At 32.5% G+C, this 25,697-nt stretch carries 21 protein-coding genes and 1 pseudogene; 18 read left to right on the top strand and 4 right to left on the bottom strand.

All coding sequences use genetic code 11. From position 1 onward, the window contains the following. Positions 1-85 precede the first annotated feature (85 nt). From QPK35_RS05960 to QPK35_RS05945, 4 genes are all read left to right on the top strand, one after another. On the top strand, positions 86-1,369 hold the full coding sequence (locus QPK35_RS05960) for a glycoside hydrolase family 2 TIM barrel-domain containing protein (RefSeq protein WP_290033048.1): 1,284 nt from the start codon (positions 86-88) through the stop codon (positions 1,367-1,369). Positions 1,370-1,383: 14 nt separating this feature from the next. After that, a complete protein-coding gene (locus QPK35_RS05955; RefSeq protein WP_290033047.1) occupies positions 1,384-1,881 on the top strand; it encodes a glycoside hydrolase family 2 TIM barrel-domain containing protein in 498 nt (165 codons plus the stop codon). Next, the gene (locus QPK35_RS05950) at positions 1,878-2,960 is read left to right on the top strand and encodes a family 20 glycosylhydrolase (protein ID WP_290033046.1); all 1,083 of its coding nucleotides are present in this window, start codon (positions 1,878-1,880) and stop codon (positions 2,958-2,960) included. The genes QPK35_RS05955 and QPK35_RS05950 overlap by 4 nt, the downstream gene beginning before the upstream one ends. Before the next feature lie 330 nt (positions 2,961-3,290). Next, positions 3,291-5,936 carry a YfhO family protein gene (locus QPK35_RS05945; RefSeq protein ID WP_290033045.1) on the top strand — a complete coding sequence of 882 codons (2,646 nt, stop codon included), beginning with the start codon at positions 3,291-3,293 and terminating at the stop codon, positions 5,934-5,936. Positions 5,937-6,020: 84 nt separating this feature from the next. Here the strand turns inward: QPK35_RS05945 and QPK35_RS05940 are convergent, their stop codons facing one another. Continuing rightward, positions 6,021-6,158: a hypothetical protein gene (locus tag QPK35_RS05940; protein WP_290033044.1), complete on the bottom strand. Its 138-nt coding sequence runs from the start codon at positions 6,156-6,158 to the stop codon at positions 6,021-6,023. A 283-nt stretch (positions 6,159-6,441) separates the two neighbouring features. Here QPK35_RS05940 and QPK35_RS05935 point away from each other — a divergent pair, with 283 nt between their 5' ends. The 13 genes and pseudogenes from QPK35_RS05935 to QPK35_RS05875 all read left to right on the top strand — a co-directional run bounded on the left by QPK35_RS05935 (position 6,442) and on the right by QPK35_RS05875 (position 22,295). Further along, entirely contained in the window at positions 6,442-7,086 is a 645-nt protein-coding gene (locus QPK35_RS05935) for an Lreu_0056 family protein (RefSeq protein WP_290033043.1), read from the top strand. A 14-nt stretch (positions 7,087-7,100) separates the two neighbouring features. Next, positions 7,101-7,607, top strand: coding sequence for an O-acetyl-ADP-ribose deacetylase (locus QPK35_RS05930; RefSeq protein WP_290033042.1), 507 nt, complete (start codon positions 7,101-7,103; stop codon positions 7,605-7,607). Between the two features lie 149 nt (positions 7,608-7,756). Next, entirely contained in the window at positions 7,757-8,764 is a 1,008-nt protein-coding gene (locus QPK35_RS05925; RefSeq protein WP_290033041.1) for a LacI family DNA-binding transcriptional regulator, read from the top strand. Positions 8,765-8,921: 157 nt separating this feature from the next. Beyond that, positions 8,922-10,346 (top strand): annotated as a pseudogene (locus tag QPK35_RS05920) (SLC45 family MFS transporter). Positions 10,347-10,419: 73 nt separating this feature from the next. Further along, positions 10,420-12,177 carry a glycoside hydrolase family 13 protein gene (locus QPK35_RS05915; RefSeq protein WP_290033040.1) on the top strand — a complete coding sequence of 586 codons (1,758 nt, stop codon included), beginning with the start codon at positions 10,420-10,422 and terminating at the stop codon, positions 12,175-12,177. Positions 12,178-12,309: 132 nt separating this feature from the next. Next, the gene (locus QPK35_RS05910) at positions 12,310-13,689 is read left to right on the top strand and encodes an SLC45 family MFS transporter (RefSeq protein WP_290033039.1); all 1,380 of its coding nucleotides are present in this window, start codon (positions 12,310-12,312) and stop codon (positions 13,687-13,689) included. A gap of 19 nt (positions 13,690-13,708) precedes the next feature. Next, positions 13,709-14,701 (top strand): aldose epimerase family protein, encoded by a 993-nt coding sequence (locus QPK35_RS05905; RefSeq protein ID WP_290033038.1) that lies wholly within the window; start codon positions 13,709-13,711, stop codon positions 14,699-14,701. Positions 14,702-14,716: 15 nt separating this feature from the next. Further along, the gene (locus QPK35_RS05900; RefSeq protein WP_290033037.1) at positions 14,717-16,987 is read left to right on the top strand and encodes a glycoside hydrolase family 65 protein; all 2,271 of its coding nucleotides are present in this window, start codon (positions 14,717-14,719) and stop codon (positions 16,985-16,987) included. A 111-nt stretch (positions 16,988-17,098) separates the two neighbouring features. Then, positions 17,099-17,767, top strand: coding sequence for a beta-phosphoglucomutase (gene pgmB, locus QPK35_RS05895; protein ID WP_290034251.1), 669 nt, complete (start codon positions 17,099-17,101; stop codon positions 17,765-17,767). Between the two features lie 124 nt (positions 17,768-17,891). After that, entirely contained in the window at positions 17,892-19,136 is a 1,245-nt protein-coding gene (locus QPK35_RS05890) for an MFS transporter (RefSeq protein ID WP_290033036.1), read from the top strand. 125 nt (positions 19,137-19,261) lie between these two features. Continuing rightward, positions 19,262-20,416: an N-acetylglucosamine-6-phosphate deacetylase gene (gene nagA / locus QPK35_RS05885; RefSeq protein ID WP_290033035.1), complete on the top strand. Its 1,155-nt coding sequence runs from the start codon at positions 19,262-19,264 to the stop codon at positions 20,414-20,416. Positions 20,417-20,598: 182 nt separating this feature from the next. Continuing rightward, complete coding sequence (locus QPK35_RS05880; protein ID WP_290033034.1) at positions 20,599-21,558, top strand: L-lactate dehydrogenase; 960 nt, start codon at positions 20,599-20,601, stop codon at positions 21,556-21,558. A gap of 80 nt (positions 21,559-21,638) precedes the next feature. Beyond that, entirely contained in the window at positions 21,639-22,295 is a 657-nt protein-coding gene (locus tag QPK35_RS05875; RefSeq protein WP_290033033.1) for a uracil-DNA glycosylase, read from the top strand. On the opposite strand, the gene QPK35_RS05870 is transcribed toward QPK35_RS05875, so the two are convergent. From QPK35_RS05870 to QPK35_RS05860, 3 genes are read right to left on the bottom strand one after another with little or no spacing between them, the layout of a single operon-like run. Beyond that, on the bottom strand, positions 22,266-22,928 hold the full coding sequence (locus tag QPK35_RS05870) for an energy-coupling factor transporter transmembrane component T family protein (RefSeq protein WP_290033032.1): 663 nt from the start codon (positions 22,926-22,928) through the stop codon (positions 22,266-22,268). The two genes, QPK35_RS05875 and QPK35_RS05870, sit on opposite strands and share 30 nt — an antisense overlap. Continuing rightward, entirely contained in the window at positions 22,921-24,315 is a 1,395-nt protein-coding gene (locus QPK35_RS05865; protein ID WP_290033031.1) for an ATP-binding cassette domain-containing protein, read from the bottom strand. Before QPK35_RS05865 ends, QPK35_RS05870 begins: the two co-directional genes overlap by 8 nt. Beyond that, complete coding sequence (locus tag QPK35_RS05860) at positions 24,308-24,880, bottom strand: ECF transporter S component (RefSeq protein ID WP_290033030.1); 573 nt, start codon at positions 24,878-24,880, stop codon at positions 24,308-24,310. Before QPK35_RS05860 ends, QPK35_RS05865 begins: the two co-directional genes overlap by 8 nt. A gap of 72 nt (positions 24,881-24,952) precedes the next feature. On the opposite strand from QPK35_RS05860, the gene QPK35_RS05855 reads away from it, so the two are divergent. Further along, entirely contained in the window at positions 24,953-25,675 is a 723-nt protein-coding gene (locus QPK35_RS05855) for an SAM-dependent methyltransferase (RefSeq protein WP_290033029.1), read from the top strand. Positions 25,676-25,697: the final 22 nt, after the last annotated feature.

Below are 25,697 nucleotides of genomic sequence, written 5' to 3'. Positions count from 1 at the left end.
AAAAACACTTATACCTTTTATTTAACATTTTATCTAATCTTCATTAAAATAAAAAATAAATTACTTAGTAGAAAGAAGTTTTATTATGTTGTATCCTCAAACGAACGCTTGTCGCATTGTCAATTCATTAGATGGTTTTTGGGATTTTTACGTTGAAAAACCTAACGAAAAAGTTGATACTACTAAAACTTTAACGGATACAATCAAAATGGCAGTGCCAGCATCATATAATGATCAATTAATTGATTCAAAAATTAGTGAACACAATGGATATTTTTGGTATGAAACTCAATTTAACATTTCAATGTTGCAAAAAGAACAACGCAATGTACTTCATTTTGGTTCAGTAACACATCAAGCCTGGATTTATGTAAATGGAAAATTATTAGGAAAACATATAGGTGGGTTTACTCCATTTGAAATTGAACTTCCAGATGATGTTTTAAAAATTGGCGAAAATGATTTGAAAGTGCGTGTTTCAAACTTATTAGATGAAACTACAGTTCCTGCAGCTGAATTGAGTGAGCATGATGGTAAATATGAAGTTACACCTAATTTTGATTTCTTTAATTATGCTGGAATTCATCGACCTGTGCGGTTGTATACAACAGCAAAGCAAGCACATATTGAAAGTATTTGTGTGAAATATGATACAGATTTAAAGGAGACGGTTGTTAATCCATTAGTTGAAATTAGTGGAACATATCACGATATTTCCCTGGAAATATTTGACCAAGAGGGTAATATGGTTGAAAGCGCACGGAGTTCAAGTGTTGCTGATACCAAACCTTTAGTGATCTCAGACACTCATTTATGGCAACCATTAAATTCATACTTATATGAATTAAAAATTTGCCTATGGGATGAAAAAGAGCAACTGATCGATACATATACTCAAAAATTTGGTGTCCGCACCGTCAAGATTAAAGACTGTCAAATTTATGTTAACGACGAACCAGTTTACTTAAAAGGCTTCGGACGGCATGAAGATTTTCCAGTTATTGGTAAAGGAATGAATCGTGCAGTAATTAATCATGATCATAACGTGATGAAATGGATGCATGCAAATGCTTTTCGAACTTCTCATTATCCTTATTCTGAAGAAGAAATGCAACTTGCAGATCAGGATGGTTTCTTGGTGATTGATGAAGTTCCTGCTGTAGGCCTATATAAAAACTTTACAGCAGCCCTTACAATGAAAACTCAAGAAAATACTTGGAAAGATTTCGACACAATGGCTAACCATAAACAAGCATTGAAAGAAATGATTGAACGTGATCAAAATCATCCTGCTGTAATCATGTGGTCAGTTGCTAATGAACCAGCAGTCAACAACAGGGAGCTCATGAGTATTTCAAGGAAATTGTAGATTATACACATCAATTGGATTGGCAAAAATTACCTTTGATGGCACCTAAAATTGCAGTAGCCACTCCTGATGTAGATTTAACAACTGATTTGTTTGATGTAATTGCCTTAAATCGTTATTATGGCTGGTATATAGACTTTGATGACTTAAAGACAGCACAAGCTAATCTGCATGATGAACTAGCTGTTTGGCATCAAAAGTTTCCTGATAAGCCAATCATTTTTACAGAATTTGGTGCAGACACTATAGCTGGAATGCATTCGTTTAAACGTACTCCTTATTCTGAAGAATATCAAACTGATTATTATCAGATGAACTTTAAAGTTTTTGATGAATTAGATTATGTGGCAGGAGAATTGTTATGGAATTTTGCAGATTTTGAAACACCGGCAGGATTAATTCGTGTTAATGGTAATCGAAAGGGAATTTTAACACGAGATCGGCAACCAAAAGCAATCGCATATCAATTACGGAAGCGTTGGCTTAAATTAACAAAGAAGGGGAAAGAATGAAAAAAATCTTATTGGCGTTAGTGACAATATCATTATTATTAAGTATTCCAATTCAAGTTAAAGCAGATACAACAAATGCTCAAGTAATGCAAGATAATAAACAAACAGACACAAATAAGATTAGTGAACGAAACGGTATTCTATTAGATGTTGCACGCTTTCCAATGGATCAAAAGCAAATTTGTACAGTAATCGATCAGATGGATCCTAATAAATTTAGTTACTTAGTATTGCATTTAAATGATAATTCGCATGTTGCAATTCAACTAAAAAACTTAAAAAATAAAGATACAAAAGATACGCTTTCAGCAAGTGATTTGAAGGCGATTGTTAAACATGCAAAAGAGCATGGAATTGTGGTAATTCCAGATTTTGATACTCCTGGACACTGTAAAGCACTGATAAAGTTAATCAGGAAACATCATCCATATCTTGCAAAAAAAATCGTTACTGATAGTGAAACACTTAATTTTAGTAATAAAGCGACAATTCGTTTTATGAAAAAAATCTATGCCGAAATCAATTCAATTTTTCAGGGGCAACAAGTATCCTATCTTTTGATGGGAGGAGATGAAGTTGCCGGAGGAATTAATAATAATAAAAAATTAGTGCATTATTTTAATCAGTTAAATCAATATGAAAACCAACATGATTTTAAGACAATTGTATGGAATGATGCTTTGCGTAAGGAAAATAAATTAAGCGATAAAATCACGGTTGCTTATTGGTCGCAATCAGGAAATGCAGAAAAAAAGAGTGATATAAAAGAACGAAAGGCTAAAAGAACAACAGTAACTCAATTAAAAGATCATCCCATTATAAATGCCAATAGTATATATAATTACATTATGGTTGATCAGCTAAATAACCAGACTGAAGTTACTAATTTTATTCAAAACTTTAAACAAAATAATCCGCGGAATTTTAATGAAATTGATACGAAAACCATGAAGAATAATGGGCAAACTTTGCAATCAAAAGTGCCTACTACAGGACAATTGGTTTGTTTATGGGAAGGGAATCCAGATCAAATTAAAGTAGAACAGATAATTGACTTTGTAAAAAAACTAAATCAATAAATTTTTAATCTAAATAAAAATGAGGATGCGGTCGACATCCTCAAATTAGAGCGTTAACATACGTCCGGTATGTATTGATAAAGCCCTTATCATGAATAATAAAGCTAAGTAAATATATAGTCAACAATTATATCAATTTAAATTGATATAATTTTTTTTATATTTCAATCAAAAATGCTGATATATAAGCATTAATTTTTTTTGATTTAATAAAATTTGATTGATTACAATAAAAATTTGTGAAACAAATAATGGTATTTTAGGACGTGATTTCATTAAATTTAATACAAATGATACAATAACAAATGATAAAAAAGTGAGAGGTGGACTATGAAAAAAATACAACAATTAACTAAAAAAGCTCAATATGGAATTTATTTCTTATTACCATTATTGACTATTTTAGTGATTTTTATCATGCAACATATCTTTCCTTTTGGTCAAAATACACTTTTTACATATGACCTAAATGAACAATATGTTGATTTCTTTGCGTTTTATCGCGATACAATTTTACATCATCCCAGTCAGTTCTTTTACTCATTTACCAATGGCTTAGGCGGGGAGACTGTTGGTTTATGGGCATATTATCTTTTGAGTCCATTCAATTTATTATTATTGCTAGTACCTGCAAAATATATAACCGTTGGTGTATTAGTGATTACTCTTTTGAAATATGGATTCGCAGGATATGCAATTTGTTATTTTCTGGGACACACATTTAATAATCAAAAAGTAGAAAAATATCTACCAATGGTATCTGTTTTCTATCCATTAATGGGATGGGCAATTGCTAATCAATTTAATATCATGTGGCTTGATGTTTTGATTTTATTGCCTTTTATGTTATATGGAATTGAAAAAATTATCTCAACTGACAAATTCTTATATTTTACAGTTTTTGTTGCATTAACTTTGTTGATTAATTTTTACATGGGGTACATGGCATGTATTTTTGCTTGCTTGTATTTCGTTTGGACAGCAGTACGTCAATGGAATGGCTGGAAGAATTTTGGGCAGCATGCATGGCGTTTCGCACTTGGTGGAATTTTAGGGGCAACCGCAGTTAGCTTCTTATTAATGCCAGCTTATTATGATATTTCACATAGTAAAGGACAATATATGCTTGCTAACATTCCTATCAAAATTGAATACGCACCATGGAAAATGATAAGTAAGTTTTTGATTGGAACAGTTAATGATGAGCAAATTCAAGGTGGATTACCTAACTTATTTATTGGTTCTGCAATTATAATTGGTTTTATTTTATATTTTGTTGCTAAGCGTATTCCTTTAAAGGAAAAAATTGCTGCATTTCTAGTTAGTGGATTTCTATTTTTGTCATTATGTTTCAGTCCATTAGATTTATTTTGGCATATTTTTCAATATCCAGTCTTTTATCCATATCGCTTTAGTTTCGTAATTGGAATTTGGATGGTAATCTTAGCGATTCGTGGACTCACAATGATTGGTAAACCGCAGAAATATCAGCTGTTTATTGCATTTATTATTCCTATAATCGGATTACTTTTAATTGCAATCCAATATAAAAATTTTGATTTCTTGAATAATCAAAAAATTATTTTAAGTGCATTTTTCTTCTGTTTGATGTTTATTGCTTTGAGTTTAACTTTATTATTAGATCACGAGAAGATTAGAAATTTGAGAGCAAAATCGCTTGCCCTTTTAGCAGTTCTTATTTTGGCAATCGTTGAAGCAGGAACTAATGCAGATCTTACTTTAAAAGTCTTTCAATGGACTAAACAAACGGATTTTGCAGCATTTACAACTGCATTAGATAGTGATGCTAAGTGGATAAAAGAAAACGTAAAAGCGGATGAATTTTACCGCATTGCTAAAACATACCAACGTACCGAAAATGATTCATTACAAGGTTCGTATAATGGAATTTCTAACTTTAGCTCCACTCAAAGAGCGGCAGTTACAAAATTAATGGATGACCTAGGTCAACCAACTTATACAGGAAAAGTAAATTATACTAAAGGGACACCATTAACTGATGCTATATTTAATATTCAATATTATTTAGCACCAGCTAATCAATTTGAAAATTTGAATGGTAGCAATGTAACTCCAGCAATTTCTTATCGTCCTGATGTTTCATACTATACACGAATTCATGAATCTTCATCAGCAGTAACTTATAGTAATCCATTAGCGATGGGAATTGGTTTTGCTGCCAATCGAAATGTCTATCATTTACCAGAAATGAGCACAGATAATGCTGCCGCTAATCAAAATGCAGTAATGAACGCAATTACTGGCAAAAATGAGAATTATTTCAATGAAATTGGATATTCAATTGAAGCAATAAATTGTCATTTAGATAATGGGGCTAATGGGACTTTAATTACTGATAACAAAAAACAACCATCTAGATATACGGTTATTTTACGTAATGTAACTGCACAACCATATTATATTCAAATGGATTCAAACATTTTGTGGAATGCTAATATTAAGATCAATGATCATCCTTTGCCAGGAGTAGGAAATATTGCCCATCCAGCATTAATTAATGTGGCAGCAAATGTTCCCGGTTCAACAATTAAGATTGAAATTGAACCAATTGATGGTAATGCAATTTCACTTGGAAGTTTGCGAGTTTATCAATTTGATTTAAGTAAGTTACAACAAGATGTATATCAGGTTAAACAAGATGAATTTAAACTTTCATATAAGGGAAAATTAAATCTTGAAGGGACTATTAATATACCAAATAATCAAGATACATTAATGACCACAATTCCATATAGTAGCGGATGGCATGCACAAGTTGACGGTAAGTCAGTTAAAATCAAGAAAGCATTAGGTGCATTTGTTGCTGTTCCAATGAAGAGCGGTAAACATACTGTTACCTTATCATTCTGGCCACCATTATTAAATATTGGAATTGTAGTTTCAGTATTGACGTGGATAATTTTATTGATGGTTTGGAGAAAAGAAAGACAATAATAAAAAGTGGCTATGTAAGACATAGCCACTTTTTTAGTAGATATTAGATAAACGATAGAAACTAATTTTCAGAAGTAGTAGAAACTATTTTGCTACATGTTTTGTTAGCCATTTTTCCATTTTATTTGGTGCTAATTTGAGTTGAGAAATTAAAGCACCAATAGAATGAATAGGATAATAATTTACATCATTAATAATTTTTGAATGCTTGTTCTTTTTCATTCCCTCTCACCTCGGAAAGTATTCTAACATTAAGGCGACACAATTCAAGTTTATGTATTTTTTAAATTGTGAACAATTAAATTTAATACAATTAAATTATTTATCTTTGTTCGGTTGTTGCATATGTAAGATTAGAAAATAGTACGGACAATAAACTATACGCGAATAAAAAATTAAAAATTATAAGATTAGCACAATCAGCAATTTTAAAAAGTCTTTAAATTCCATTTTAAATGACTAAACGTATATAATTTATGTATAGGAAAAAGAGGAGATATGCATGATGAAAAAACAGATTATATTTGGAGGACTTTTATGTGCAACAACTTTAATTCTAGGAGCATGTGGAACTCATGATAGTAAGAGTACCCATCATCATACAAGTCCTAAAACAGAAAATGTTGAAGAAACTGACTCATCTTCAATGGTTGAAAGTAGTAAATTAAGTTCCAATATTAGTTCGACGGTTAATGAGTCGAGTTTAGTTGCAGATAACAACACTGAAGAAATGGAATCTTCAGCTAATGCTCAAAGTACAGAAAATGTGGCACAATCCAATCAAACAGTTCCAAACGTAACTAATAAGCAATTAGGTGTAATGGTTGGATTATTACAATCTCCAGATTGGTTTAAAGGTGGTTTGAGTTCTGGCGAAATGTATTATGGAACTGTTAATGATACTGGAGGAGAAGTTACTGGTTATAACTTTATTTCTGCAAATGGTGATCCAGAAAGTTATATTTATTACAAACGGAATGGCGACGTTGTCACAATCAAGTATGTTGATCCTAAACCAGGTCAAACCGTTGCGGATGCAGGAATGGCAACACGAACTATTTCGTATAATGATTTGCTTCAAGATTATTATCAAAATTCAAATCAACAAACCGAAGTTAATAACGATGCTAGTCAATTAAAAGATGAATAAAGGAAATAATTAGAATGTCAGAAATAACAGTTAAATTAGGTGATATAACTAAATTTAAAGGAGATGCAATTGTAAATGCAGCTAATTCCACACTTTTAGGTGGTGGAGGAGTTGATGGTGCAATTCATCGTGCAGCAGGAAAAGAATTAAATGTTGCTTGTCGAGCTTTAAATGGATGTAAAACTGGTGAAGCTAAAATTACAAAAGGATACCTTTTGCCTGCCAAGTATATTATTCATACAGTTGGTCCAATTTATCACAAAAGTGAAATAGATGCTCCCAAATTAGCCTGTTGTTATTGGAATAGTCTAGAAGTTGCAAAAGAAAATAAAATTCATTCAATTGCTTTTCCGGCAATTTCAACTGGCGTTTATCATTATCCAATTCATGAAGCAACCAAAATTGCAGTTGAAACGGTAAGAAAATGGATCAATGAACATGCAGATTATTCTATCAATGTTACATTTATGTGTTTTTCTGAGAATGATAAAAATGTATATTTAAATGAATTAAATCACTAGAATAAAAATGAAATTATGATATTTGCATAATCTCATTTTTTATTATATAAAACTATCAACAATAATTTTATGATTGTTGAACATTTATATTTTTTAATTTTAATAATTTGCAATATAATAAGTCTATCAATCAAAAGAAGGGGAATTTTATGACTACAATTAAGGATGTAGCTCAAAGAGCAGGGGTATCACCATCAACGGTATCACGTGCGTTACATGATAGCTCTTTGATTAGTAGAGATACAAAAGAAAAAATTTGGGCAGCGATGAAAGAGTTAAATTATGAACCTAATTTTGCAGCTCAAAACTTAGCAAATAGTTCATCAAATATTATTGGTGTAATTTTACCGCCAAATAAACAATCAGTTGCCAATAATCCCTTTTTTTCACAAATAATTCAGGGAATTACAGCTGTTTGTAATCAACAATCATATTTAGTTTCAATTGCTACTGGAAAAAATGACCATGAATTAATTAAAAATATAAAGACCATGATTATTCAAGGAAAAACAAATAAATTTATTGTTACATATTCACAAAAAAGTGACCAGGTAGTTAATTTTTTAAGAGATGAAAAAGTTAATTATGTTTTGATTGGTGAACCTACTAAATGGGAAAATGAAACTTTATATGTAAATAACGATAATGTCAAATGCGGGCAAGATGCAACTAGTTATTTAATTAGCTGTGGATATAAGACACCGGTATTTGTTTATAGTAATCTGACCGAAATGGTTCAATATGATCGTTATATTGGTTACTCACAAGAATTGCAGAAAAATGCTAAAAAGACTATAGAATTTAAAATGGAATCACAAAAATTATTAGAGAAATTAAATCATTTTTTGGAAACTCATCCTGAAATTGATTCATTTGTTGTAAGTGATGATATTATGGCGATTACTTTACAAGATATGTTATTGGCTACTAATCGAAAAAGTCCTGATTACGGAATAATCAGTTTTAATAATTCGATTTTTGCTCGGGCAGCACATCCATCGATTACTTCAATTGAGATTTTCCCTGATTCATTAGGGACGCAAGCAGCTAAGCTGATTCTTAAAACAGATGATTTACCTTCATTTGATAAGCAACAAGCTGGATTTCCACATGTAACAATCCCACATAAAATAGTTAGAAGACATTCAACTAAATAAAAAGAAATTTAAGGACATAATTTAAGTTATGTCTTTTTTTAATTTAGTTATTGAAAACGGTTGCAAAAGAAAATGAATGGAACTATAATGTAAATGTAATCTAATTGAAAGCGTTTGCAATAGGAGTACAACATTATAGTTTTGGGGAGGAATTATCATGGACAATTCAAAGCAAAAACACAAGCCAATGCCCAATTTAGCCATGAGCGTTTTAATGTTAATGACGTTTGGTAATTTGGGAACATCAATGGCATTCTCACTTCAAAGTTCACAAATGAGTCGTATTTTTCAAACAATTGGAGCAGATCCAACTAAATTAGGTTTCTTCTTCATTTTGCCACCATTAGCCGGAATGATTGTACAACCTTTAGTTGGTTGGTTTTCTGATCATACATGGATTCCCAAAATTGGTAGAAGACTTCCATACCTAATCGTTGGTTCAATTGTTGCGATGATTGTTATGTTCTTACTACCTAACTCAGGATCATTTGGTTTTGGTTATGCTTCAATGGCTGCTTTATGGTTCGGTGCAATTTCTATTTTATTTATGGATTTAATGTCTAATATGTCAATGCAACCATTCAAAATGATGATTGGTGATATGGTTAACGATAAACAAAAGGATAAAGCATGGGCATGGCAAACTATTTGGTCAAACATTGGTAGTTTTGCTGCATACTTATTCCCATTTATTCTTTCAGCTTTAGGAGTTGCTAATGTTGCTGCTAAAGGTGTCGTTCCTGCTTCAGTTCGTTATTCATTCTATATTGGTGCTATTATTTTGGGCGTAACTGCATTCTTTACAGTATTTAAGGTACACGAATATGATCCAGAGACGTATAATGAGTATCATGGAATTGATGCTGAAGCACAAAAGAAAGAAAAAACTTCAATCGTAGATATTTAAAAAAATGCACCTAAAGTATTCTGGACATTAGGAATTGTAGAATTCTTCTGCTGGTTTGCATTCCAATATTTATGGACATATGCACCAGGTGCATTGTCAGCTAATATTTGGCATACTACAGATGCAACATCTGCAGGTTTCCAAGCTGCCGGTAACTGGTATGGGGTATTGTCAGCAGTTCAAACTGTAGCATCAATTCTATATGGCTATGTTCTATCTCATTTAAACGATAAGACAAGAAAACCATTTTATTCTGCTGGATTAATTGGTGCTGCAATCGGTTTTGCTATGTTGGCATTTTGCCATGATAAAGTTACTTCAGTCTTTGCATTTATTTTCATTGGAATTGGTTGGGTAACTATTAATTCAATTCCATTTACTATTTTAACTAATGCATTAGATGGTAAACATGATGGTACTTACATTGGATTATTCAACTGCTGGATTTGTTTGCCACAAATCGTTGCCTCAGTTGCTAGTTTTGGTATTTACCCATTACTTACAAAATTAAGCAACGGTAATGGTTCAGCAATGATGATCTTATTCGGTGCAATTTTCTTTGTAATCGGAGCTATTACAGTTTGGATTGTAAAAGAAACTAAGAATAATCCAACAAATGGTAAGAAAGTCGAAGTTGAAACCTTAGAAGCAGAAAACTTAGACACGAACGAATAATTTAATATCAAAATTAAACAAAGAGACTGGACTTAAGGACAGTCTCTTTCTTAAAAGAAAGAAGGAATTTCAAATGGATTTGACAGGAATTTATCATCGTCCCGAAAGTGAATATGCATTTATAACAGGAAAAGATACAATGTCAATTCGGTTACGTACAGTTAAAGATGATATTGAAAGTGTTGAACTAGTTGCAGGAGATCCATATGCAATTCGTTCACTTAACAGCAAATGGTTCAATCGAAAAATTCCAATGAAGAAGGGATTAAGTACAGACTTATACGATTACTGGACAGTTTCAATTACTGAACCTAAGCATCGCTTGGCATATGGCTTCTTTATTACAGATCAAAAAGGACAACAAGTTTTATATAACGATCAAGGATTTCAATTTAACTATGATGAAAATTATTTGGCGCAAGAAAATAATTACTTTAGAATGCCTTTCTTTCAACAAATTGATATGTTTAATGCACCAGAATGGGTAAAGAATACAGTTTGGTATCAAATTTTCCCAGAACGTTTTGCAAATGGAGATCCAACTATTAATCCCAAGGGAACAAAAGAATGGGATTCAACTATTCATCCTGGACGCCAAGATTTTTATGGCGGTGATCTTCAAGGTGTAATTGATCATTTAGATCACTTGGTTGATTTAGGAGTTAATGGAATCTATTTCAATCCAATTTTTAAAGCACCATCTAATCATAAATATGATACAGAAGATTATTTTGAAATCGATCCTCATTTTGGAAACAAAGAATTATTTAAAAAATTAGTTTCAGAAGCACATAAACGAAATATCAAAGTGATGCTGGATGCAGTTTTCAATCATATTGGTGATCAATCTCCACAATGGCAAGATGTCCTTCAACATGGTAAAGATTCCCAATATGCAGATTGGTTTCATATTAATGGATTTCCTGTTCATTATACGCCAACTGATAATTTTGAGTTTGCGGCGGATGCCAATTATGAAACCTTTGACTATACACCTCACATGCCTAAATTAAATACTACAAATAAAGAGGTTCAAGATTACTTACTATCAATTGCAACATATTGGATCAAAGAATTCGATATAGACGCATGGCGTTTAGATGTTGCTAATGAAATCGACCATCATTTCTGGCGTGAATTTCATGATGCAACAACCGCATTAAAACCAGATTTTTATATTTTAGGAGAGATTTGGCATACTGCTCAACCATGGTTACAGGGTGATCAATTTACTGGTGTAATGAATTATGCTTATATTGAAGCAATCAAAGAACACTTTATTGAACATGTAACTACAGCTACTGAAATGAAAAATAATTTAAATCGACAATTGATGCTATACAATGATGCTGCTGACAGAATGATGTTTAATGTTTTAGATTCACATGATACAGCTAGAATTAAAACGTTAGCACATGATGATATGGATTTAGTTAAACAAATTTTTGGCTTTACTTTTATTCAACCAGGGACACCAAGCATTTATTATGGAACTGAATACGGAATGACAGGTGAGAATGACCCCGATGATCGTAAGCCAATGGTTTGGAATGAAAAATTACAAGATCATGATTTTTATGCATTTATGCAAAAATTGATCAAGGTAAGAAAACAGATTGTGAAATATTTAGATGTTCAACAGTTAAATTGGAGCGAAATTGACGACGAACTTGGTTTCATGAAGTTAAATTACGGCAATTTAGAGGCAAGATTTAATACAGGAGTAGCTGAAATTAATTCTCCAATCGAAAATGCAGAAATATTAATAGAAAACGGTTATCAGGATGAAATTTTAAATCCGAAAGGCTTTGCAATTTACATTAAAAAATGATTAAAAGCAAATAAGCTTTGTGCAATCGGTTGCATAAAATCAATGATAGCGGTATACTTTTAATATAAAACATTAAGAAATCGTTTACATTTAGTGCGTATTCGATTTTCAGAATTTAGGAGGATTTATGTTATGGATAATAACAAGCCCAAAGCAGGGCTTCCTAATTTAAAACCAAGTACAATCTGGATGATTAACTTTGGCTTTTTAGGGGTTCAAATGGCTTTCACCTTACAAAGCTCACAAATGAGTCGGATTTTTCAAACTATTGGGGCAAACCCTAATGATTTAGGTTGGTTTTTCATTTTGCCACCATTGGCAGGCTTAATCGTACAACCATTAGTAGGTTATTTTTCAGATCGAACATGGGCACCTAAATTAAGTGGACGTCGTTTACCATACTTATTACTTGGTACTTTGGTCGCTGTAATTGTAATGTGCTTACTTCCTAACTCAGGAAGTTTCGGTTTAGGTTATGCATCGATTGCTGCAATGTCATTTGCTGCGGTTACTGTTGCTTTTCTTGATTTATCATCAAATGTTGCAATGCAACCATTCAAAATGATGATTGGTGATATGGTTAATGATGAGCAAAAGAGTTATGCATATGGGATTCAAAGTTTCTTATCAAACACTGGTGCAGTTTTAGCTGCAATTTTCCCATTTATCTTAACAATGTTTGGTATTGCTAATACAGCCCAAAAGGGTGATGTACCAATGTCAGTTAAATTATCATTCTATGTTGGTGCAATTATCTTAATTATTACAAGTTTATTTACAGTATTACGTGTTCATGAATATGATCCAGCAACATATGCTAAGTATCACGGTATTACTGAAGAAGATAACGAAGAAAAAGTTGGAATGTTTGAATTGTTGAAGAAAGCACCACGTGCATTCTGGACAGTTACATTAGTTCAATTCTTCTGCTGGTTTGCTTTCCAATACTTATGGACATATTCAAACGGAGCAATTGCAGCTAACGTATGGCACACAACAGATACAGCTTCAGCTGGTTTCCAAGATGCTGGTAACTGGTATGGAATCTTAGCTGCTGTTCAATCAATTGCTGCTGTAATTTGGTCATATGTTTTAGCTAAGTTACCTAACAAATTCCACAAATTAGGTTATGCTGGTAGTTTAGCATTAGGTGCAGTTGGTTTTGGTTCAGTATTCTACATCCATGACAAGTGGTTATTACTTGTATCATTCACATTAGTTGGAATTGCATGGGCAGCTATGAATACATATCCATTAACAATTGTTACAAATGCATTATCTGGTAAACATATGGGAACATACTTAGGTCTCTTTAATGGCTCAATTTGCTTACCACAAATTGTTGCTTCATTAGCAAGTTTCGTTCTCTTCCCATTATTTGGTGGCGAACAAACAAATATGTTCTTATTCTCAGGAATTATTATGTTACTAGGTGCATTATCTGTATTCTTAATTAAAGAAACAAGTGCAGAAGCTCCTGCAGAACCTGATCAAATTGATGGTGAAATTTAATTTAAAGTAGGTGTCAGTTATGAAAAAAGAAGTTATTCAGGGGAAAGAGATTCAAAGATTTACATTAACTAATGCAAATAAAACTAAAGTAGTGATTTTATCACTTGGAGGTATTATCCAAGAATTTTCGATTATTAACCAAGGACAACGTCAAAATTTAGTTGTAAATTTTGATTCTGCAAAAGAATATGTTGAAAATCCATATCAAATTTGCAAGCAAATTGGTCGGGTAGCTGGTCGAATTAAGAACGGTTGCTTTGAATTAAATGATAAGTTAGTTCAAGTGCCAGTAAATGAAGGAACTAATACATTACATGGAGGGGAACATGGTGTTAGTTCACAAGTTTTCGATGGCTATCAAGTTGCTGATAATGAAGTTACTTTAAGTTTAAATTTAGATCCTACGGTTGATGGCTTTCCTGGTGATTTAACATTACAAATCAATTACTTTTTAACTGATGAAGATCGTTTAAATGTTACATATGATCTTGTAGCAAAAACAGACACAGTTTATGACCCAACAATTCATATTTATTGGGCTTTAGATCAAGGATTAAACGATACAACATTAAATATTAATGGTGATGAAATTACTGAAACAACAGCAGATAAAATCCCAACAGGTGAGTTACAAAAAGTTAATGGTACTGCATATGATTTTACAAATGATCAAAATTTAGCAGAAGCTGTTACAAAATTGCGTAACGAAGAAGGTTTAAAGGGATTTGATACTGCTTATAAAGTTCAAGATAGTTTAAAAGAACCAGTTGCAGTCGTCAATGAACACAATAAATGTGTTAAAATAAAAATCTTCAGTGATCGCAATGGACTTGTCATCTTTACAGCTGATCCAAAGAATGCTGCTAATGATGAAAAGGGATTGTTTAACTCGCTAGCTACTGAAGTGCAGACCTTGCCTGATTCATTACATAATGGTAAATTTGGTAATGTCCGGTTAACAGCTGGCGAACATAAGCGCATGCAAATTGCGTATCAAATAGAAAAATACTAATAAGAGGTGAATTAAATGAAAAGAACATTTGAAATTGATCCTTGGAAAGTTATCACTCATGAATTAAATCCTGAAGATAAACGTCTCCAAGAAAGTATGACAAGTATTGGTAATGAATACATGGGTATGCGTGGAATGTTTGAAGAAAAATATTCTGGCGACTCACACCAAGGAATTTACTTAGGTGGCGTATGGTATCCTGACAAGACTCGTGTTGGTTGGTGGAAAATTGGATATCCAGAATACTTTGGTAAAGTTCCTAACGCAATTGACTTTATTAGTGTTGATATTAAGATCAACGGTGAATCAATTGACTTAGCTAAAGATTCATTTAGCGATTTTGAATTATGCTTAGATATGAAACGTGGAATTTTAAGTCGTTCATTTATCGTTGAAAAAGACGGTCACAAGATCGAAGTAAAATCAGAACGTTTTGTAAGTATTGCATTTAAAGAATTATATGCTAACAAATTAACATTCACTAACTTAAGCAATGAATCAGTTAAGATTGAAGTTCAATCATTAATCAATGCTGATGTATACAACGAAGATTCAAACTATGGTGAACAATTCTGGGGCGTTTTAAATAAAGAAGTTGCTGATAAGACAGGACGTTTAGTAGGTCAAACTGTTGAAAACAATTTTGGTACACCTCGTTTTACTGTTGAAATGGCAATGAGCCACGAAACAGAATTAAGTGCTGCTAAATCTGAAAATGAAGAAAAATATATTGCAAATAACTTCGAAGGTACAATTGAACCAGATCAAACTGTTTCATTTGAAAAACGTGTTATTGTAACAACATCACGTGATTATGATACAGATGAAGCTTTAGATGAAGCAACAACAAACTTAATGAATAAAGCTGGCGAACAATCATACGACCAATTAGTTAAAGCACAAGAAGATGCTTGGGCAGAACGTTGGACAAAATCAGACATCACAATTGATGGTGATGAAGCTGCACAACAAGGAATTCGTTTCAACTTATTCCAATTATTCTCAACATACTACGGTAATGATGCTCGCTTAAACATCGGACCAAAAGGTTTCACTGGTGAAAAATATGGTGGTGCTACATACTGGGATACTGAAGCATTCTGTTTACCAGTTTACTTAGGTACAAGTGATCCTAAAGTTTCAGAAAACTTATTAATGTACCGTTACAATCAATTACCAGCTGCATTCCACAATGCTCAACAACAAGGTTTAGATGGTGCATTATACCCAATGGTTACATTTAACGGTGTAGAATGCCACAACGAATGGGAAATTACATTTGAAGAAATTCACCGTAATAGTGATATTGCATACGCAATTTACAACTATGCAAAGACAACAGGCGACAACACATATGCTTTACACGAAGGTAGTGAAGTATTAGTTGCAATCGCTCGTTTCTGGGCAGATCGTGTACACTTCTCAGAAAGAAATGACAAGTACATGATTCATGGTGTAACAGGTGCTGATGAATACCAAAACAACGTAGACAACAACTGGTACACAAATGCCACAGCTAAGTGGGAATTAAAATACACATTAGAAGTATTAGAAGAAGTTTCAGAAGAACAAGCTAAGAAATTAGCAGTTTCAGATGAAGAAAAAGCTAAATGGCAAGATATCGTTGATAAGATGTACTTACCAGAAGATAAAGAATTAGGTATTTTCGTACAACACGATGGTTTCTTAGACAAGGAAATTACATTAGACGAAAACAACAACCCAATTAACAAAGTTCCAGCTGATGAATTACCAATTAACCAACACTGGTCATGGGACAAGATTTTACGCTCACCATATATCAAACAAGCTGATGTATTGCAAGCAATGTGGTACTTCATGGATGACTTCACAGAAGAACAAAAGAAACGTAACTTTGACTTCTATGAACCATTGACAGTTCACGAATCAAGTCTTTCAGCTCCAATTTACGCAATTATGGCTGCTGATTTACGTTACCAAGAAAAATCAGTTGAATTATATGAACGTACAGCTCGTTTAGACTTAGATAACTACAACAATGATACAAAAGATGGTTTACACATCACTGCTATGTCAGGTGGTTGGTTAGCAATTGTTCAAGGTTTCGCTGGCATGCGTGTTAACGATGGCCAATTACAATTCAAACCATTCGTACCACAAGCATGGAATGGCTATAACTTCCGCTTGAACTTCCGTGATCGTTTGTTAGAAATCGACGTAACAAAAGAAAACACAGAAATCAAGTTGTTGAAGGGTGAACCATTAACAATCAAACTTAACGGAGAAGATGTTGAAGTAAAATAATTACCTAAACATCAACTTGTTAAGGAATAACATCAAACACTAAACGCCAGGGGAATACTTTGGCGTTTTGGTGTAATGATATGAAATTATTGGAGGTACAAAATGGAAACAATGCAAGGTGCCGTTTTTGATTTAGACGGTGTAATTACAGATACAGCACGTTATCACTTCGCTGCTTGGTGCCAATTAGCTAAGGAAAAACTTGGCTTGGATTTACCAGCAAAATTTGAAATTGAATTAAAAGGTGTTAGCCGTATTGACTCTTTGAAAAAGATTTTAGAATATGGCAACATGTTAGATAAATACAGCGATGAACAAATTCAAGATTTAGCAGCTGAAAAGAATGGTTACTACTTGAAAGCAATTGAAGATTTATCAGAAAAAGACATTTTACCTGGTATTCCTGAATTGATTGATCAATTAAAAGAACACAATGTTAAGATGTCATTAGCATCAGCATCAAAGAATGCTCCTGCAATTTTGAAAAAATTAGGTTTATTCGATGCATTTGATGCAATTGCAGATCCATCAAAAGTTGAACATGGTAAACCAGCTCCAGATATCTTTTTAGCAGGTGCTGCTGCAGTTGACTTAAAGCCAAGTGAATGTGTTGGTGTTGAAGATGCAGTTGCTGGTGTACAAGCAATTAAAGATGCTGGAATGACAGCAGTTGCAGTTGGAGATGCTGCTGAATTAGGTAAAGCTGATACAGTTGTACCAACAACAGCAGATTTCAGCTATGACTTATTCGAAAAGACATTCGAAAAAGCACATAAATAATTGTTGTGAAAAAAGCAAGATTGTAAATCTTGCTTTTTTCTTTTGCTTTTTTTTAATAAAAGAGTAAAATGTTTGGTTAGAAATAAATGATGTCAGCGAGCATCAATTTTGGAGGGAATTGAATATGAATAAAATGAAGTCTCGTACTACTACAAGGATGACAAAGGATCAAAAATGGGTAATGGCGTCCACAGCAGCTGGATTTTCATTGGAAAATATGGATATTATGTTTTTATCATTTGCATTAACTCCGATTATTGCAAGTTTACATATTTCTCAAGGAGCAGCTGGTTTTATTGGAACAATTACCAACCTAGGAATGCTTGTTGGTGGTGCGATTTTTGGTTTATTAGGCGATAAAATTGGCCGGGTAAAGACTTTTACATATACAATTTTTATTTTTGCAATTGCAACGGGATTAATGTATTTTGCTAACTCATTACCAGTAATTTATATTCTTCGATTTTTAGCAGGAATTGGTGCTGGAGGAGAATATGGAGTTGGAATGGCATTAATTGCAGAAAACTTCCGTGAAACACAAGTTGGTCGGATGACTTCAGTAGCTGCGATTGGCGGACAAGTAGGTGCAATTATTGCTGCATTAGCTGCTTCAGTTATTATTCCAAGATTTGGTTGGAATGCACTTTTCTTACTTGGAATTATACCAGTTATATTGACATATTTTATTCGTCGACACTTAAATGAAAGTCAAGAATTTTTAGCAGTTAATAAAAAGATCAAAGAAAATAAGGTAAAAATTTCAATTAAGCGATTATTTGAAACTCCTAAATTAGCATTACAAACACTTGGCTTGATGATAATGACAATTGTTCAAATCGCTGGTTATTTTGGTTTAATGAACTGGCTACCATCAATTGTTCAAGAACAACAAGGCCTTTCTGTTTCTAAATCTTCAATTTGGATGATTGCTACAATAATTGGAATGAGCTGTGGCATGATTGTATTTGGATACATTATGGATAAATTTGGAGCAAGAATTGCATTCAGTATTTTTTTAATTGGATCAGCATTAGTGCTATTCATTATTTTAAAAGCAACCACTCCATTTACAATGATCCTTGCAGGAATGTTGATTGGATTTTTCTCAAATGGAATGTTCGGAGGATATGGTGCTGTGATTAGTAGATTATATCCAACAGAAATTCGTTCAACTGCAAATAATATTATTATGAATGTAGGACGTGCAATTGGAGGATTCTCATCACTAATTATTGGATTATTAATGCAATACTTCAATTTAACTATTACAATGATGTTTTTATCTGGCTTATATGTAATTAGTTTTATTGTGATGATACTCTTACCAGGTTTCAAAGAACTAGCTGTTAAAAATACTGATTATGAATAATAAACTAAATGAATGTATTAGTTTATAATTCAATGGATAAAGCGCTTGCAAAAAATAACAAAATGTGAAAAAATAAGATTGTGTAAGTGGTCTATTCCAATTTTGAATTAGAAAGAAGTTTTAAAATGAGCTATTACATTCATGCTGCAAAATATTTTTTGAAAAATACAACAGAAAATAATGGTTATTTAGAAATTAATGATGATGGCACATTTGGTAAATATTATCCAGAAAATCAAAAGCCACAAGGAAAAATCGTCGAGTATCCAGATAAATGGGTTTCTCCTGGTCTATTTGATACACATATCCATGGATTATTAGGTCATGATGTAACTGATGGTGATTGGGATGCAATTAATGAAATGTCCGAGGGATTATTAAAAGCAGGAGTTACATCTTGGTTACCAACAACAGTGACGGCATCGTTTGAACAATTAGATAAGGTATGCCACGCAATTGGAGAACACCAAGGTCAAGAAAAGGGTGCTAAAATTCGTGGGATTCATTTTGAAGGGCCATATTTTACTGAAGAACATAAAGGTGCTCAAGATCCTAAATACTTACGTGATCCAGATTTTGATGAATTTCAAAAATGGCAAGAATCTGCTAATGGATTATTAAATAAAATTTCAATTGCTCCAGAACGTAATGGAGCAGCAGAATTTACGCAAAAAGCAGTTAATAGTGGAGTAGTTGTTTCAATAGGACATAGTAGTGCAACGTATGAACAAGCTAAACGTTGTATTGAGGCTGGAGCAACTATGTTTACACATACATATAATGGAATGAATGATATGGGACATCGTGAACCTGGGATGGTAGGAGCAGCATATACGATGGCAGACACATATTGTGAAATAATTTGTGATGGACATCATAATGCTCCGGCTGCAGTACAGGTATTAATAAATCAAAAAACTCCTGATAATGTTGCTCTCGTTACAGATTGTATGCGAGCTGGTTTAATGCCAGAAGGAGATTATATGCTGGGCGAGTTGGAAGTTTACGTTAAAGACGGAATGGCACGTTTGAAAAAGGGAAATAATTTAGCAGGTAGCATTTTATTATTAAAAGATGCTATTAAAAATTTAGTAGAATGGAATGTAGCTACACCTGAAGAAGCAATTAGGATGGCTACACTTGTTCCTGCTAAAAGTATGAATATGGAAAATAAAGTAGGTGCAATTGTTCCAGGAGCCGCTGCAGATTTCTTGATTTTAGATTCAAATATGAATTTATGTGAAACATATTTAAATGGAAAATCACGGTATCTTGCATAAAAAATTGTCTATAAGAATTTTTATGGAAGAGTGCGAATAAAATAAAATAATTCTATTGAAATTTAACAGTAAATATTTTATTTTATTCCATTATTTTGGTAAAATAGAAAATGTTGAGAGCTTTAGGAACTTTAAAGCTCTGCTAAGGATTATATCCTTAAATAATTTAAGAGGTGATTTCAATGGCTACATTGACAGCAAGAAAAGCTGCTATCGTCGGTGTCGGCGGTGTAGGTATGGGTTGTGCATACTCAATCTTAAACCAAGGTCTTTTAGACGAAATGGTATTAATCGACGTTGCTGGTGACAAGGCAGACGGTGAAGCACGTGACTTAATGGATGGTGTTTCATACGCTCCTGAAAACTGCAAGGTTTACCATGGTGACTACTCAGACTGTAAAGATGCTCAAATGGTAATCATTACAGCTGGTATCAACCAAAAACCAGGTCAATCACGTTTGGAATTAGTTGGTACAAACGCTAAGATCATGCGTTCAATCGTTAAAGAAGTTATGGCTTCTGGTTTCGATGGCAACTTAGTAATCGTTTCAAACCCAGTTGACGTTTTAACATATGTTGCATGGGAAGAATCAGGTTTACCACAAAACCGTGTTATCGGTACAGGTACATCATTAGACTCAACTCGTTTACGTATGCAATTAGCTAACAAGACTGGTGTAGATCCACATGCTATCTCAGCTTACATTGTTGGTGAACACGGTGACTCAGAACAACCATTATGGTCACAAGCTTCAATCGGTGGTAAGCCATTAATGGACTGGATCGAAGACGGTGACGAAGGTGTTATCAAGAAAGAAGATCTTGAAGAAATCCGTAAGACAGTTCGTGACGCTGCATACTACATCATTGATCGTAAGCAAATCACTAACTGGGGTATTGGTTTAAGTACAGCTCGCGTTGTTCGTGCTATCTTAAACGACGAACGTGCAATCTTACCAGTTTCAGCATACTTCAATGGTGAATATGGTTTGAACGACATCTTCACAGGTATCCCAACAATCGTTGGTGAAAACGGTGTAGAACGTATCGTTGAAATGCACATCACAGACGAAGAAAAAGCTGGTTTACACAAGTCAGCTTCAGAACTTAAAGAAGTTCTTGACTCAGTTCGTGGAAAATAATTAATTGAAATTAATTAAGGGAGACAGCGACTTAGGTTGCCGTCTCTTTTTTATTTAGAATAAGAAAGGCAAAAATTGTAATGGAATACCCTGAAAATCTAGTGAATCTAGTTAAGCAAAGAACAAAAGATTTTAAAATGGAAGGATTTTTATCTGGAAATGGTAAAATAAATCCGCCAATTATGATTGTTGGAGAAGCTCCGGGAAGAAAAGAAATTACCTCTCATATTCCATTTTCAGGTCAAGCTGGTAAAGAACTAATAAAATCTTTGGCGATTACGGGATTAACTCGTAATGATGTTTATATTACAAGTGTTGTTCGTAGTCGACCATATTCAATTAAAAAAGTTAAGAATAAAAAAACTGGTGAAATAGAGACAAAGGAACCAAATCGTACGCCAACAAAAAAAGAAGTGCTAGCCTTTGCCCCATTATTTGATTGGGAACTTCAGCAGGTAGCACCACAGATTATTGTTACTGTTGGAAATACAAGTTTACAACGAATTTTAGGTTCTAAGTATAATGTAGGAGAAAATCACGGACAAATTTTTCATCAAGCAATTCAACGATTTGATGAAGAAAATGAATGCTATAGATTAAGTGAGAAAAAATATACTGTTATTCCAACATTTCATCCAGCAGCAGTGTTTTACAATCGCAAACTCACACCTATGATTAGTGAGGATTGGAATTTGATTAATCAAATTTTAAAAGATAAAAGCAAAATAAAACAGTGACCCAACGATCATGATTAATAGTAGCCATTGTGATAAAGCAATGTTATCATGGTAACTTTCTGTACGAGAATAGTTATCTGAGAAACCTTGTGCAACTAGAGAATTAGAAAGTGTTTCAGACCAATTTAAACAACTGACAATTATTTTTAAATATAACATCGGATTCCACCAATAAAGTGTTTTTTGTCTCATATTGGATGAAATCCGAATTTTTTTAATTTGGGTAGTTACATCATTTAACATTTCACTTGCTGTTAAAAGTCCATAAACAAATGTATTTGGAAGTCTAAAATGTTGATGGAGGCTTTTAAGAATTTGTTCTAAATTAAAGAGTAAAGTTACAATTGCACCGAGTGCAAAATAAACATAAATTCTAGTACCATATAGCCAAGCAGCATGAAGTTTATGACCAAAAGTAAAAAATGATAGCCAACTTCCTAGTGCAAATGGAAATGCAACTAATAAAGCTATACATAATTTTTTCCAGTCAATTCGGCAGTAACCAAGATAAATTAAACAAAATATAAACACAACTACATTTAACCAGATCTTTTGTGAGAAAGTTAATATCAAGCCAGATAAGAGCATTATTAGAACAGCAATTGTAGGATTTAATTGATTACGATTATTCATTAATAATTGCTCCTTTCTCAAGTAAAAATAAATGGTGATCTTGTAGTTTTATAACATAATCATAATTTTCTGGTTGACTTAATTGATGATCAACAACTAATATTGAACATCCTATGTTTGCTATTTCACGTAATAATTCCATTGCATTATAAATTGAATCTTGGTCTAATCCAACAAAAACCTCATCAAGTAAAATAACTGGTGCACAAATCAAAGCAAGAATTAATAATTGAACTTTTTTTTGCTGACCACCAGAAATATAATATGGACTTTGCTTTAATATTTCTTTTAAAGATAAGCGATCTATCCATTCATTTAAGCGTTGATCATTCCAAAACTTATTTTGCTGAGTAATTGAATATGCAGCATTTAATTCGTCTAAAACAGTTGTTTTGATGAATTGATTTTCACTATTTTGAAAACCTAAATTTACGTATTGAAGCCATTTTCGAGTTTTCATTTTATTTTGATCTTTATTGCAATAACAAATTGTACCGTTATATTTGCATTGTTTGGTTAATGCATTCAGCAAAGTGGATTTCCCACTTCCATTTTTTCCACATAATAATCCCAATTTTCCTTTTGGAAAATTAAAATTAGCGGCAGTTAAAATTTCTTTTTGGGGATAAGTTATATTTAATTGTCTGAAAGTTAATGTATTTTGAGAGTTATCCCCAGAAATGGAATTAGTTACACGTGGAACGTTTCTTTTTAAAGATAATTGTGGATGCTTTTTGTGTATAATTTTTCCTGCATCAAAATAATATAAATTATCTAGTAATTCAGCATACAGAGAGAGATCATGGTCTGCAATAATAATTGTATGGTCTTGTTTTAAAATTTTTAAAATCGCTAAGATTTCTTCACGATTTTTCTGATCTAGGTTTGCTAACGGTTCATCAAGTAAAATATATTCAGCATTAATGCACATCACTAAAGCAAAAGCTAATCGCTGAATTTCTCCACCAGATAATGTAGTTATAGGTTGATTTATTATATATTGTAAGTTTAAACATGCCGTAATATTATCTATACGTTTTTGAATTTCGTCTTGTGTTAAATTAATATTTTCAAGTGCAAATCTTAATTGTTGTAATCCTGTTTTAAATGTAAAAAAATGACGAGGGTTTTGTGGAAGATAACTTACATATTGCACACGATAGCAAGGAATAACTTGACTAATATCTTGATTGTTCAATAAAACTTTACCTTCACTAGCTTTTTTTAAACCACTTAATATTCTAAGGAAGGTAGATTTTCCACAGCCATTTTCACCAGTAATTAAATTTAATGAGTGCTTCTCAAATTGAAGATTCACATTTTTAAAAAGAAATTTTGTATGATTAGAATATTTAAAAGCCAAATTAGTAGTTATTAAATCAAGCATTATTAAGGACCTTCGTTCTAATTAATAGTTTTTGAATTGCAGCAACAAGAATTCCTGAAAATAGTCCAATTGAAATAAATCGGATTATAAAAAGAGTAATTAACATTTGAAGTGGATAACTTAAGTATCCATTTTGAAATAAATCCCATAAAAATGTAATAATTGTGGATGTTATTGTGGATAAAAATAGTCCCCAACCATTGAACTTACGATATCCGGTAAATGCAAATCCCAATTCTGATCCAAAACCTTGAACAAATCCAGAGATAATGTTGCCAACTCCCCAACTAGAGAAAAGAAACATCTCAATAATCGCAGCTAAAAGTTCACCAATTAAACAAGCATTTCTTTTTTTGATTAAAATAGCACTTAATGGTCCTGCCATCAGCCATACGCCTAAAGTTAAATCATTGGCATATGGTTTTAAAGGGGTAGCAGCCAAAGCATAATAAATATAATTCCATACTTGATAAATAATGCCGAAGAAAACAGCAATTAATGAAATTAAAATAACATCATGAATATTCCAATGATTTTTATACGATTTAATTGTTGGTAATTTCATAAGACATAATCCCTTTGTTAAATGATTTGCTATACTTTAATTATACAGGATTAGAAAGTGAGTGGATAAAAAATGGAAATAGATGAATATGTGGATAATTTAATGCAAATAAAAGAATATTTCCACAATTTATCCCAAATTGTGAAAAAAGTAAATTCGATTTTGGATACAGTTGCTGCTTTTCAACAAAACTCGCTACCTCAAAGCCCAGTATTGAATTTAGAATTATCAGATGAATATATTTTAGATCATATAATTGAATATCCTGAATTAATGCAGGTATCATCATATTTAGAAAATTTACGACAAGTATTGATTGAAAATTTAGGCATATGGCACGTTGTAAATCAGAAATGGATTGACGACTTACAACGATTTATTGGAAAAGATTCACATAATTTAGAAGTGATGTGTGGTAATGCGATAATTAGTGCAAACTTACAGAATACGATTGCTACTGATAATTTAGATTGGAAAAATCAAGATAATCAAAAACCGCATCCTTGGTGTCAAGTTGAGCAATTAGATGCAATGCAAGCAGTAAAAAAATATTATGCACATGTGGATAACATTATTATGGCATGGGCGCCTGATTGTGGTGAGAGTGATTATGAGATTTTATGTTATTTGCGTAAAGTTAAATTTAAGGGGAATTTGATTGTGATTGGAGAGCGAAATGGTGCAACAAATTCTAAAAAGTTTTGGCAAAAAGCCAAGTTAGAATTGAATTCACAATTAAATTTACATCATCGTCCGTTTGATTTTATTAAAGATAAAGTTTGGTTAGTAAAATAAAAAGACCTTCAATTGAAGGTCT

This window comes from Ligilactobacillus cholophilus (assembly GCF_030389495.1).
Lineage (GTDB): Bacteria > Bacillota > Bacilli > Lactobacillales > Lactobacillaceae > Ligilactobacillus > Ligilactobacillus cholophilus.
The sequence above is the reverse complement of the archived record's forward strand: the minus strand, read 5'-3'. Positions and strand labels throughout refer to the sequence as shown.